Source organism: Flammeovirga sp. MY04 (genome assembly GCF_001682195.2).
Lineage (GTDB): Bacteria > Bacteroidota > Bacteroidia > Cytophagales > Flammeovirgaceae > Flammeovirga > Flammeovirga yaeyamensis.
In genome coordinates this window covers 4,926,572-4,940,116 of record NZ_CP003560.2, presented here as the reverse complement: position 1 = coordinate 4,940,116, position 13,545 = coordinate 4,926,572, and the positions used below count along the sequence as shown (strand labels likewise).

Here is a 13,545-nt window from a genome sequence, read left to right as displayed (position 1 = left end):
GAATTGAACATATTATTATAAAATAAATATCAAAAATATAGTGTTGATATTTATTTACTTAAAAGACTGAAAAGGTTTTGTATATATGCGTTAATACATTGATTTTTTAATGAAAGTATCTCTTACTTTTGCATTAACAATTGACTGACACAACTGTAATAATGGTTCGAGACAAAAAAAATATACTGATAACTGCACCTTCAAGTATCATTGGCCGAAATATGATTCATAGAGCTCTTCGCAATGAGGAGTTGTTCAATGTATATGTTGGCCAACGTAACTATATGTCTAGAGAAAATGTGATGTACAGAACATTAGATTTTCATCAGACATTTACGTTTAAGGATGCCCTAAAAAATATTGATTTTGTTTTCCTAACAGTCCCAGAAAATTTTTCGACATTCAAAAAAGAAAACTATGAGAACTTTTTACAAGCTTGTAAATTATCAGGTGTAAAAAAAGTAGTTCTATTGTCAGTACATAAAGCCAATTCCATTTGGTTTATGCCTTTGCAACAAGTTGAAAAGTTACTTATAAATAGTACTCTAAATTACTCTATTGTCCGTAGTACTATTTTCATGCAAAATATATTAAGGTACTATCAAGTAGATATTGAGACCCAAAAAAAAGTCAATATCCCCAACTTTAATGTAAAGGTGAATTGGATTGATGCTTCTGATGTTGCTAAGGTCCTATTAAATGCGATGCATGATATCGACTTCTTATTAAATAAAACAGTAGAAATTACAGGTTTAGAAAATCGTGATTTTATGGAAGTTACTGCAAAATTGAGTGCCTCGACCAATCAGGATTTTCAGTACAAAGTTGGGTTACCTAAGTTTATCAAAAAGTTACCTGTAATAGATCGTTTAGTATTTACTATTCTATCTATTTATTACTTTATTTTGGGTGCCCCCACTCCTACGAATACTTTCGAAGCATTAACAGGGAGACCACCCAGGCGATTAAACGAATTTATAATGCGTAATCTCTCTGTATTAATGCCCGATCAAGCAAAGAATACCTTTTAATTTAAATTGGGAAATTCTTTGACCTAAATTACTTTAATTCTAAATCGCAGAAATGAAATTTAGAATGAATCATATTGCCATCGGCATCTTTAAATTCGTATTCTCTCACTAATTTATTTCCTACCGTAAAAGGTACTGGATTTTTAAAAATAGGTCCATCAAATACAAAAGTGTGGAATTCTCCATTTTCTCCACATGGATCAACTCCTTCAGGTAAATCATTATAAAAGTCCATATCCAAGATACGGCCATTAAAGTCATCCCCTAATTTTTCATTTACTGCAACAGTAATGGCTTTAAATCCTGCAGCAACAAAATCTTTGTACAATTGATGTGTATCTCCTCCCCACAAAGGAAAATGACATTTCAGCCCTACTTTATCCATTTGGTCTTCTCTATACTTTCGTAAATCTTCCAAAAAGATATCGCCAAGAACTAAATCTTTGATTCCCTCATTTACAAAAGGTTGAAGGTGTTTGCCCAACTCTCTATCATAAGTGTCGTGTGTTGCATCTTCTTCTAAATACATTTTATGCAATGGCAAACTAATTGATTCTGCCTGAAGATCTAATAATTCCTCACGCACTCCATGCATACTTATTCTTTTGTATTCTTTAGACAAAGAAGTAAAGAGTCCAGTAATTTCCCACTCTTTTAATGCCTTATAAAGGGCAAAAGAAGAATCTTTTCCACCACTCCACTGAAATAGTGCTTTATTCATTTTCAATTCCTATTTATTATTTCTAATTTTGGTTATCTAATCAAAGGTAATTTATGAAAAGCATTTTACATACCGCTATAATCAATATCAACTCCACTCGATGTTGTTGATTACCATAATCCTCACTTTCTGTGCAGGATAAATTACCTATTCCCTAAAAATTTTATTTTGTTATTAATTTTTACTCTAGATGATGGAGGAAGTATGTCTTAATGTGCATCTTTCTTTGCATATTTGCGTCATCTTGGTAAAATCAATTTTATAAATATTGCGAACATGCAACCAGATTTAAGAAAACAACTAAAAGTCTACAATACACTTTCGAGAAAGAAAGAACTTTTTGAACCTCTTAATCCTCCTTTCGTAGGAATGTATGTCTGTGGACCAACCGTTTATGGTGATGCTCACTTAGGTCATGCACGTCCTGCTATTACTTTTGATGTCATTTTTAGATATCTAAAGCACCAAGATTTCAAGGTGCGTTATGTACGTAATATCACCGATGTTGGTCACCTTGTAGGTGATGCTGATGAAGGTGAAGATAAAATTGCTAAAAAAGCCAAATTAGAGCAGATCGAACCTATGGAAGTGGTACAGTTTTATACTGATCGCTATCATAATGATATGAATGCCCTGAATGTATTGCCTCCAAGCATAGAACCAAGAGCTACCGGACATATTGTAGAGCAAATTGAAATGATTGAAAAAATCATTGAAGCTGGCTACGGATATGAAAGTAACGGATCAGTTTATTTTGATGTTGTAAAATACAACAATGACAAAGAATATGGTATTCTATCTGGTCGTAACATTGAAGAAATGCTTGAGGGAACTCGCGACCTTGACGGGATGAGTGACAAGAAAAACCAAGTAGACTTTGCACTTTGGAAAAAAGCAGAACCTGAGCATATCATGCGATGGAATTCTCCTTGGTCGGTAGGTTTCCCTGGATGGCACCTTGAATGTTCTGCAATGTCAGCCAAATATTTGGGTGAACATTTTGATATTCATGGAGGTGGTATGGATTTAAAATTCCCTCACCACGAAGCAGAAATTGCTCAGTCACATGCATGTAATCATGTTACTCCAGCAAAATACTGGATGCACAACAACCTGATCACTATTAATGGTCAGAAAATGGGTAAATCTCTTGGTAACTTCATTACACTCGAAGAACTTTTTGAGGGTAAGCACGAGTTACTAGAAGAGGCCTACTCACCTATGACTATCCGTTTCTTTATTCTTCAAGCGCAATATAGATCAACTTTAGACTTCTCTAATGATGCTTTAAAAGCTGCTCGTAAAGGATACAGAAAAGTGATGAACGGTCTACGTTTGGCAAAAAGTATGAAGTTCGTTGCAGACGATAGCATTGAAGTAAATGAAAAACAAGCCAAAAATATTGAAAGCATTATCAACTCTATTTACAGAGGTATGAATGATGACTTCAATACAGCAGTTGCAATGGCAGGTATTTTCAATCTTTTAAAGAAAATCAATGCTGTTCATGCTGGAAATATTCCTGCTGCTCAATTGGGTGAAAAAGCATTCAACGATATGATCAATGCTTATATCACATTTATTGAAGATGTTTTAGGCTTAAAAGAAGAAGTTCCAAACCACTTTATTCCTGCTTTAGAATATATCCTTAAAGATTATGCTTCAGCAAAAGAAGTAAGAGATTATGATAAAGTAGATGCTATTCGAGCTCAATTGAAAGATATGGGAGTTGTAGCTAAGGATACTAAAAAAGGTGTTGAATGGGCTTATGATGAAGCTTAGGATAAAATACATTTTTACTAAAGAGACTCTGTATTTCGGTACAGAGTTTTTTTTGCTCTTGATCCATAAAACTTGATATTTAGAAAATACTGAAAAACAATTATTTCATTTAATTTTAGAAAATTTCTCGATTTTCATTACAGCTAAATAAATTAAAAAATTCCTTAAAGCTTACTTTTAAAAACTAATTATCAAATTGATATGAAAAGGCAAAACAACTAAAAATAATGCAATTTTATTCATGAATATTTTTATTTTTTATTCGTTTTCACCATTATCTAAAAAATGTAATTTGAGAAAAAAGATAGAAAATCACATATATCAATATTAATAAACGTCTAATTTTCATAGGTAACCTCACTCAGTTTATCATCAAGTACAAAATTGGGTATATTTAAATTATACAGCTATATGAAAGCACTCGTTTACAGCTTATTATAACTCAAATAGATTAATCTAAATGTTTTAAATAAAACATTTATTTATTATTTACCCATACCTAATAACTTACTTTATGAAAAGATATATACTACTCGTTACTATTATTTTCACACATTTTTCTGTTTTCGCAGGCATAGTACCACTTGATTCTATTATAGATGTCAATTACACAATAAAGTCTACTGATTATGGTATTCACAAAAGCACTACTGATGTGACAATCGATAATACCAATTTAAATAATCCCATATTTGATGTCAGGTTAGATTTTAGTTACGACTCTTTAGATCCAACTAATTCTAATTATGTGATTGTTGAAGGTGATTTAATAATTGATGAAAATTCCGAACTTAACATTGAACAAGGTGTTTTATTTATTGTCGAGGGAGATGTTATTATTTTAGGAGATATTTCTTTTAAAAACCAAGGCTATTTTGTGGTCATGGGAAGTGTAATCGGAAGTGGTACAGTAGATACAGGATCTGGAATTATTGCTACTCCTGCTTATATAGGAGGGTCCATTGATTCAACCATATCTGTTGTAGGAGATGGATCGAGTGATACACCACTAAATATTACCGAGCCAGAAGTTCGTGCAATATTAGATTATGAAATAAGTGGTTGGGAGAATGACCTCCCAGTTGAATTAGTTTCTTTCACAGCACATATTATTAATAATAATATTGTATTGAAGTGGTCTACAGCAACAGAGATTAATGCTTCACATTTTTCAATTGAAAAGTCAACAGACAAAACCAATTGGGATAATATTGGTAAAGTTGAAGCAAATGGAAATTCGACTACTACAATAGAATATCAGTTTATTGATTATAACACAATACAAACCTCTACTTATTACAGATTAGTTCAAGAGGATTTTGATGGCCAAACAGAAATATTCGGCCCTATCCTAGTCAATGGTTCTTCTTCTAATTCAAACATAAGTGTACATTTATTTCCAAACCCATCTTACAATAAACTGAATTTACAACTTAACAATGTAAAGCTAGAGAAATCACTGGAATTTGTTATCATAGATAAATTAGGAAAAGTGGTCTATAAAGAAATCATCCAACCCACAGATCCTTCATTATTAATTAACCTAAAAGAAAAAGGCAATCTTCATAATGGTACCTATTTCTTAATCATTTCGTCAGGTATGGAATCTATCACTAGTCGTTTCGTAATTCATTAATTTAATACAAAAAACAGTCTTAAAATTGACAAAATCACCTTAATAACACATTTAATTAAGGTGATTTTTTATTTTATTTAATTGATTTTAAACATATTAACTTACTTACTTGAACTATTGATCCGTACAAAAATGTTATAAGGTTAGTTCACAAAAGCATTGTACTTTTCTTAGAAACGAATAAGAAAATTAAAAGGAAACTACTAATAATGTTAATAACCTAATCTTTGAAAGTGTGAACCTTTTATAAATCTTACATTAATCACTCTATAAATCCTATTGCTTAAATGAAAAATTTTCTACTACTTATTACACTTCTATACGTATGTAATCTTTCTGTTTATGCTGGCTTAGTTCCTCTCAGCACAACTATAAATTCTGATTACACAATAAAATCTACTGATTTTGGTATTCATAAAAGTTCTGGGGATGTGACAATTGATAATACTAATTTAAATAATCCCCTTTTAGATGTTAGATTGGATTTTAGTTACGACTCTTTAGATCCAAGTAATTCCGACTATGTTGTTGTTGCAGGTAATTTAATAATTGATGAAAATTCTGAACTGAATATCGAACAAGGTGTCTTATTTATTGTTGAAGGAGACGTTCAAATAAATGGTGATATTTCTTTTAAAAATCAAGGTTATTTTGTGGTTATGGGAAGTGTAACAGGTACCGGAACTATTGATACCGGTTCAGGAGGAATTGCAACACCCGCTTACATAGGTGGATCAATTGATCCAACAATTACTGTTGTTGGAGATGGCACAAGTGACACCCCTTTAAATATTAGCGATTCAGAAATTCGTTCAATTTTAGATTATGAAGTAAATGGTTGGGAAACAGATTTACCTGTAGAACTTATTTCCTTTTCTGCACACACAAATAATAATGCAATAGTTTTAAAATGGTCGACAGCAACAGAAATAAATGCTTCACATTTTTCCATTGAAAAATCAACTGACAAAACCAATTGGGAAAATATTGGTAAGGTTGAGGCAAATGGTAATTCAAATACAATAAAAGAATATCAGTTTACTGATTATAACACAGTTCAATCAGCTATTTATTACAGATTAGTTCAAGAAGATTTTGATGGCCAAAAAGAAATATTTGGTCCATTACTAGTAAATAATTCTTCTTTAAGTTCAAACTTAAGAGCAAATGTGTTTCCTAATCCTTCATATAATAAATTGAATTTACAGCTTAACAACATAAAGTTAGAGTCCACTTTAGAAATTGTTATTCTTGATAAATTAGGAAAAGTAATTTATAAAGAAATCATTCAACCCACAGATCAATCTTTATTAATCAATCTTAAAGAAAAAGGTAACCTGCATAATGGTAACTATTTCTTAATCATTTCATCAGCTAGTGAATCCATTACTAACCGCTTTGTAATTCATTAATTATAATAAAAAAACAATCTAAATATTTACAAATCACCCTAATATCACATGTAATTAAGGTGATTTGTTTTTTATTTATCTGACTTTAAGTATATTAACTTACTCTTAAGAACTTTTACACCCAACATTGTTGTTCTAAAGTTAGTTCACTCAAACATTGTATTTTTCTCAGAAACAAATAAGAAAATTGTAAGGATCTACTAAAATTGTTAATAACCTAATCCTTGAAAGTGTGAACCTAAAATAAATCTTACATTATTCACTCTATAAATCCTATTGCTTAAATGAAAAAATTTCTACTGCTTATTACAATCCTTTTTACATGTAATCTTTCTTTATATGCAGCATTAATTACTCTCCCTGCTAATATTAGTTCAGATTATGTTATTAAATCCACAGATAATGGACTTCACAAAAGTTTAGGTGATGTTAGACTCGACAACACAGGTGGAAATAATCCATTATTAGATGTTAGGTTAGATTATGTCTATGATGCTATTGATCCAAGTAATTCAGATTATGTGGTTGTGGCAGGCGATTTATATATTGATGCCAATACAGAAATTGACATAGAGCAAGGTGTTCTATTTATAGTGGAGGGAGATGTTTATGTAACGGGTGACATTACATTTAAAAACCAAGGATATTTTGTGGTAATGGGAAGCGTTGTAGGAACTGGAAATGTAAATACTGGTACTGGCTCAATTGCTTTACCTGCTTACATTGGAGGTTCTTTTGACCCTAATGTAACAGTTACAGGTACAGGATCTATCGATACCCCACTTAATATAGGTGAAGCTGATGTCCGATCTATTCTAGATTATGAAGTCACAAATTGGGAAACTGACTTACCCGTAGAACTAATCTCTTTCACATCAAAAATCAACAATAATAATGTTGAATTAAATTGGTCTACAGCTACAGAAATTAATGCATCTCATTTTGATATTGAGAAGTCATTTGATAAAAACGATTGGCAAAAAATAGGTACGGTTGAAGCGCATGGTAACTCTAATACATTAAAAGAATATGAGTTTACTGATGATAACACTGTTCAATCAGTAGTATATTATAGATTGGTACAAATTGATTTTGATGGTCAATCTGAGATATTTGGACCTTTGCAAGTGTCACTAAATGTACCTTTTATGGATTTAGCTATCTTTCCAAACCCTTCCTCTGAAAAAGTAAATTTACAAATCAATGGATTAAGTTTATCAACTGAATTAGAGATTACAGTATTAGATAAATTAGGAAGGGTTGTCTTTAAAGATGCATTTATATCAGATGAAAATGCAATGCTTTACGATTTGAATAGTAAAGCAAATCTAAATACAGGAAAATACTTTATACATATAAAATCAGGTAATCAAACAAAAACTTCACGGTTTATCATTCAATAAATCAAATTTTAGTTTGACTCAAAAGGCTCTAGTAACTAGAGCCTTTTTTTATTTATTTACTTTAAATGATAAATAAATAACTTTTTATTACATTTTGGATTTTTTTCGTTAAACAACATTGTTTAATAAAAAGTTCATTCATAAATTGCATTATTCTTATAATATTATTTCAATAATCCACTATTTTATAATATTAACAAACATAATTTCTAATTTTACCGTAATAACTAAAAAAAACATTACATCCTCGCTTTTACTGCTCTACTAATAAAATTATGAAAAAAAACATTCTTTATACCTTTTTATTGCTTGCTGCAACTTTTTTCACTTTTTCAAAAGCAAAAGCACAATGTGACACTTACCAAGAGACTATTAATTCATCTCAAACTCATGGTGAAACTTGTGATATTGAATACAGTGTAAATAATAGTGAAATAACCAATGAAGGTGCTATTGGTGGTGATCCTGTTGTGACTATTAACAACACTGGAAACACCAAAGACGAAGTTCCAGAATCTTATTCTGTGATTCAAGGAAACTTAACTGTTTCAAACGCTTCAATTAATATTAGTGAGTTTTCAGTACTAATAATTACAGGTGATTTAATCTTAGATCATGGAAGTATTAATTATACCTACAGTTCTGGAAATGGAACATCCAAACCAGTTTACTTGGTTGTTTTAGGTAATGTAAATGGAGTTGGTTCTATTACAACAAATACCAAAACAGGTAATGGTAGCCAAAATGTACCAATTTATGTTGAAAGTGGAAATGTTAGTCCACAAATTACAGGTAATTTAGTCGATGACGCTGTAGATGATTCAGGGACAGATGGCGTTGAATCTGTTTCTAATTTACCTGATAATATTGCAACAATCGTAGACGCTATTAAAAATGGTGCAGACTTACCAGTAGAACTAATCTCTTTTACTTCCAAAGTAAATGATAATAGTGTTGATTTAAATTGGTCTACAGCATCAGAATTTAATGCATCACATTTTATTATTGAAAAATCTTCAGACAACTCAAATTGGGAAGAAATTGGTAAAATTGATGCTGCTGGAAACTCTACTACTATCAAAAGTTATGCTTTCACCGATAATGAATTCGGAAATGCAGTAAGTTACTATCGTTTAGTACAAGTAGATTTTGATGGAAAATCAGAAATCTTTGGACCATTAACTGTGTATCCTAAAGGATTACAAAGAAATTTAGAGGTTATGATTTTCCCTAACCCTTCTGTTGACAAATTAAACCTTCAGTTATCTGGAATATCAGAAGGTATGGAATTTGAGATCACAGTATTGGATAAATTAGGTAAAGTAGTATTTGCAGAAAACTCAATTTCTGAAAATAATTCATTTATCTACGACTTGAATAGACACTTAGATGTTCAACCGGGTAATTACTTCTTGATGATTCGCTCAGGCTCTCAAAAAGTATCTACTAGATTTGTAAAACAATAACATAATTTTTCCTTAGTTCTATTTATAAGAACTGAGAAATTATGATAAAGAAAGAAAGGCCCTTAGAAATAAGGGTCTTTTTTTTCTTCTTAACGATCAATAAGAATTAGAGAATCCATATCATTTTATTTTTCCATAGACAATATACATCTTTGTAAGTTCAGTAAAAACTAAATATGGAATTCACAGCAATAGACTTTGAAACGGCACACAATGCACGTTGGAGTATATGTCAGGTAGGTATTGTTAAAGTTAAGAACGGTCAGATTGTCGATCGTTATGAGTCTTTGGTACGCCCTCCTGATAATAGATACAATAGTTTTAATACCACTATACATGGTATTACTGCTGATATGACTGAGAATTCTCCAAGTTTTCACCAAGTATGGGACGATATTCTCCCATTTATCGAAGGTCAGTTAGTCGTAGCTCACAATGCACAATTTGATATTGGAGCCATGCAACAAGCTTTGGAATTGTACGATCTAAATGTTCCATTTTTTGAATACGATTGTACATACAAAGCGACAAATGCTGCTCTAGACGATTTGTGTTATACATTTGGATGGCCTTTAAAACACCATGATGCCCTTGCAGATGCTGAAGCTTGTGCTAAGGTATATGTAGAACTTCATCGTGAAAGAGTATTTCCCGAAATACTTAAAAACCCCAATAAAAAGAAAAAAGGTGGGTCTCCCTTTAGGACTCAACTCACCGGTGATATTCTTAAACCTGATTACGAAAATGCAGATCCAGAAAGTCCATTTTTTAGACAGAAAGTAGTCATTACTGGTCTATTTAACCAATGGGAACGTTATGAATTGGCAGGCATTCTCAAAAGATTGGGGGCAAAAATCAATACCAATATCTCTGGTCAAACCAATATGGTCATGGTTGGTAGCGATCCAGGTCCTAGCAAACTCAAAAAAATTGATCAGTTTAACGCGAATGGTAAATACATTCAAAAGCTAAATGAAATTGAAATTAAAGAAATCTTTGAAATACTGAATGTACAGCATTAATACATTACCTCACTTATCAACATTAATTATAATTTGTTTATTTATTTGTGAATAACTCTATTTATTATTCTTGATTAAACACTAAAAATTCTCAAAAACCTACTCACAACAACTTAATTGTTGATAATTTTATTAAATTATAAGTGAGAAACCATTCATTTATTCACAACTTGTTGATATGTTTGAGAAAGTAAAATGGAATAATCTATTTAAATCCAAAGCAACTGTGGACAAAAAATATAAACTAGGATTAGTCTTATCTGGAGGTGGAGCAAAATGTCTTGCTCATATTGGTGTGCTGTACTATTTAAAAGAATTAGGTATTCAACCCGATGTTGTTGCTGCAACAAGCGGAGGTTCTATGGTTGGAGGTATGTATGCTTCGGGTACCTCTTTAGGAAAAATTCAAGATTTCTTTCATGATACTGATTTATTTCAATGGAATAACTCCTCTTTCTGGAAACATATTATAAAATTTAAAGGGATTGTAGATACGATAAATTTTGCTCCAAAGCTTAAAGAGAAATTGATTCATGATGATTTCTCTAAAACTAAAATGGATTTATTTGTCGTGGCTACAGATATGGAAAACGCCAAAGAAAAAGTGTTTCATTCCGGTAGTATTTCTCAAGCAGTATTAGCATCAAGTGCTTATCCGTTTATCTTTACCCCCGTAGAAATCGATGGTATAACTTACAGTGATGGAGGTATTTTAAACCATTTTCCATTAGATGTGATCAGGGATCAATGCGAATATGTGATAGGTGTTTATGTTTCTCCTATCCGTACTTATGGAAAAGAAGATTTACAAAATGCACAACAAATAGCCTATAGAGCCATGTCTTTAAAAGGTGATAAAGCTGAACTTCAGAAATTAAATCAATGTGATATTGCAATTTTCCCTCAAGAATTGACTAAATTTAGTACTTTTGATACTCAGCCCGACAAACTATATGACATTGTTGATATTGGTTATCGAGAAGCTGATAAACACAAAGAAGCTTTATATGCTCTAAGAAAAAAACTTACTGTTTAAACTATGTTTGAATCCCTGAAAAAACTGTTGCACTTTCAAAATCATACTTTAGCTATTCCATTGCTCAAAGAAGCTGTGGAACAATTAGAGCTTGAAAAAGAAGTGCTACACGATCATTTTTTTAGGTTCAAATCTCAATGGAATAATTTAAACGAGAAGATCAAGCAGTTAGAAATTCATCTAAAAAAGCTACACTTTGAACACGATAATTTCAAAGACGATGAATTGAAAACGCTTCAACATCAAAAATATATTTCTTCTTTGCAAAAGGAACTGAAAGCGTATACAGAGATGATGCAGGAACTAAAACAAGAAATGCTTCACTCTGAACTTCAAGCTTCTCAGATGGCTTATCAGATTGAAAAAATAAGAACAAAAATCCTACTTCTTTCTCCAACTTTAACCACCGATTCTTTCGATGTGGAACACTTTCTGATTGATATTCATCACGAAGCAATCGAACAGACAAATCATGAAGATGAAATGTTAACTCAAAAAATTGATCATTTGCTTTCTTATGTAGATGACAAAGAACAACAGAAAGAAGATGTGAAGAGTTTCTTTAAAAAAGACAAACAATCTGATAACAATAATGTGATCTCTTCCAATCAAAAAGAGACATTTGATCGTTTCTTTTCGGAAGAGAAATCAACTGAAGAAAAAAAGAAAGAATTTTTTAATAAAGAAAACAAATCCAAAATAGATCGCTTTTTTAAAGGGTCGTAAAGTATTATATTACAATAAGTTCTTACTCACAAACGTTTAAAAATCGAATATCAAAAATTAATTGACACTCATGGGAATCAATCTAACGAAAGGCGGAAAAATTAATCTAACAAAAAGCGCTAATTCTTTAGACAAAATAATGCTAGGATTAGGATGGGATTTAATTCCTGGTAACTCTTTGGATCTCGATGCATCTGTATTTATGATTGGAGATAATAATAAAATTCCAGCAGATGAATTTTTCGTCTTTTTCAATAACTTAAAATCACCTGACAATAGCATAGAACATACCGGTGATAACAGAACAGGCAAGGGTGATGGTGATGATGAAATGATTTTAGCACATTTATCCAAAATTTCTGACTTTGTTAATGAACTGATTTTTGTAGCTACTATCCATAATGCCGAAGTATTAAGACATCATTTCGGGATGTTGAAAAATGCCTATATCAGAATTGTAGATATTGATACTCAAACAGAAATTTGTCGCTTCGATCTCGACAAAAAGAATTTCGACAAATCTACAGATATGGAATTTGGACGCCTGAAAAGAATAAATAATGAATGGACGTTCGAAGCTTCAGGTATTGGATCGAATATTGGTCTACAAGGTTATGTTGATCAGTATACAGGGTAAATAAACAATAGCAAATACATGAATTTAAGTAAAGGAACTGGTATTTCTCTTCAAAAAGGTAGTAAAATCTCTTTGCTAAAAGATGATGGTGGTAGCTTAGATTACATCAGAGTAGGTGTTAACTGGGGGGCTATTCATTCTAAAGCTTTATTTGGGTTAATTGACAGAAACATCAATGTTGATTTAGATGCCTCGATGAGTGCTTTTGACAAAGAAATGAATGAGATTTATACTGTCTATTACAACGCCTTAGAATCTCCCGATGGAGCCGTTACGCATACAGGTGATGATTTAGCAGGTGACCAAGGAGAAGATGATGGGTTAGATAATGAAATTATTCAAATTCACTTGAATGAGGTGCAAGATGATATCGATCAAATATTCCTTTATTTGAACTCTTACAAAAAGCAAGATTTTTCTGATATCCCTTTTTCTGAGGTGAGAATCTACACTAAAGATGATGTTTTAGCCACATTTAATATGTCTTCTAATAATGACTATTCGGGTTATGTATCCATGATTATGGGAAGATTATATAAAATTGAAGGTAACTGGAAATTTGAAGCTTTAGGAGAACCTATACACGCAAAAGATATTGAAGGTACGATTACTTACCTTCAAATAAAATATAGTTAGACGCTGTAGAATTAAACTATAGTTTAACAATGAGGCA

General features: G+C 31.5%; 12 protein-coding genes. 11 read left to right on the top strand and 1 reads right to left on the bottom strand.

The annotated features are described in order from the left end of the window. Positions 1-221: 221 nt before the first annotated feature. Positions 222-1,031: an SDR family oxidoreductase gene (locus tag MY04_RS19850; protein WP_158297789.1), complete on the top strand. Its 810-nt coding sequence runs from the start codon at positions 222-224 to the stop codon at positions 1,029-1,031. 28 nt (positions 1,032-1,059) lie between these two features. On the opposite strand, the gene MY04_RS19845 is transcribed toward MY04_RS19850, so the two are convergent. Then, positions 1,060-1,752: a diphthine--ammonia ligase gene (locus MY04_RS19845; RefSeq protein WP_066212621.1), complete on the bottom strand. Its 693-nt coding sequence runs from the start codon at positions 1,750-1,752 to the stop codon at positions 1,060-1,062. Between the two features lie 276 nt (positions 1,753-2,028). Between MY04_RS19845 and cysS the strand changes: the two genes are divergently transcribed. From cysS to MY04_RS19795, 10 genes are all read left to right on the top strand, one after another. Continuing rightward, positions 2,029-3,534 carry a cysteine--tRNA ligase gene (cysS, locus tag MY04_RS19840; protein ID WP_066212618.1) on the top strand — a complete coding sequence of 502 codons (1,506 nt, stop codon included), beginning with the start codon at positions 2,029-2,031 and terminating at the stop codon, positions 3,532-3,534. A 514-nt stretch (positions 3,535-4,048) separates the two neighbouring features. Further along, on the top strand, positions 4,049-5,170 hold the full coding sequence (locus MY04_RS19835) for a T9SS type A sorting domain-containing protein (RefSeq protein WP_066212616.1): 1,122 nt from the start codon (positions 4,049-4,051) through the stop codon (positions 5,168-5,170). 287 nt (positions 5,171-5,457) lie between these two features. Continuing rightward, on the top strand, positions 5,458-6,582 hold the full coding sequence (locus tag MY04_RS19830) for a T9SS type A sorting domain-containing protein (RefSeq protein ID WP_066212611.1): 1,125 nt from the start codon (positions 5,458-5,460) through the stop codon (positions 6,580-6,582). 284 nt (positions 6,583-6,866) lie between these two features. Beyond that, entirely contained in the window at positions 6,867-7,985 is a 1,119-nt protein-coding gene (locus tag MY04_RS19825; RefSeq protein ID WP_066212608.1) for a T9SS type A sorting domain-containing protein, read from the top strand. Between the two features lie 275 nt (positions 7,986-8,260). Next, on the top strand, positions 8,261-9,451 hold the full coding sequence (locus tag MY04_RS19820; protein ID WP_066212606.1) for a T9SS type A sorting domain-containing protein: 1,191 nt from the start codon (positions 8,261-8,263) through the stop codon (positions 9,449-9,451). Between the two features lie 176 nt (positions 9,452-9,627). Further along, complete coding sequence (locus MY04_RS19815) at positions 9,628-10,473, top strand: exonuclease domain-containing protein (protein WP_066212604.1); 846 nt, start codon at positions 9,628-9,630, stop codon at positions 10,471-10,473. A 178-nt stretch (positions 10,474-10,651) separates the two neighbouring features. Continuing rightward, a complete protein-coding gene (locus tag MY04_RS19810; RefSeq protein WP_084005981.1) occupies positions 10,652-11,509 on the top strand; it encodes a patatin-like phospholipase family protein in 858 nt (285 codons plus the stop codon). A gap of 3 nt (positions 11,510-11,512) precedes the next feature. Continuing rightward, a complete protein-coding gene (locus MY04_RS19805) occupies positions 11,513-12,235 on the top strand; it encodes a hypothetical protein (RefSeq protein WP_066212602.1) in 723 nt (240 codons plus the stop codon). 70 nt (positions 12,236-12,305) lie between these two features. Next, positions 12,306-12,872, top strand: coding sequence for a TerD family protein (locus MY04_RS19800; protein ID WP_066212598.1), 567 nt, complete (start codon positions 12,306-12,308; stop codon positions 12,870-12,872). Between the two features lie 18 nt (positions 12,873-12,890). Beyond that, a complete protein-coding gene (locus MY04_RS19795; protein ID WP_066212596.1) occupies positions 12,891-13,508 on the top strand; it encodes a TerD family protein in 618 nt (205 codons plus the stop codon). Positions 13,509-13,545 lie beyond the last annotated feature (37 nt).